Below are 352 nucleotides of genomic sequence, written 5' to 3' on the forward strand. Positions count from 1 at the left end.
TATTTAGAGAAGCTCTATTTCCGTATGAAAGATGATGCTCAGTTTTTGGCAGAATTCGACCGTGATCTCGCTTATTATGTAGGACGCCCTAGTCCTTTGTATTATGCTGAACGATGGTCGAAAGAGTTGGGTGGTGCGCAGATTTATCTTAAACGTGAAGACTTGAATCATACAGGCTCGCACAAGGTCAACAATACCATCGGTCAGGCATTATTGGCGAAGCTTTCTGGAAAGAAACGTATTATTGCAGAAACAGGTGCGGGGCAACATGGTGTTGCAACAGCAACCATCGCAGCACGTTTAGGTCTCGAATGCGTTGTCTTTATGGGTGCTGAAGATGTTAAACGTCAGA

Annotated in this window: 1 protein-coding gene; it reads left to right on the forward strand. The window is 44.3% G+C overall.

Annotated features, from left to right (window positions below; genetic code table 11):
* On the forward strand, positions 1-352 hold a 352-nt coding region (locus FLQ44_RS21890; protein ID WP_147696052.1), incomplete at both ends, for a pyridoxal-phosphate dependent enzyme.

It is taken from the genome of Vogesella mureinivorans, assembly GCF_007644035.1.
Lineage (GTDB): Bacteria > Pseudomonadota > Gammaproteobacteria > Burkholderiales > Chromobacteriaceae > Vogesella > Vogesella mureinivorans.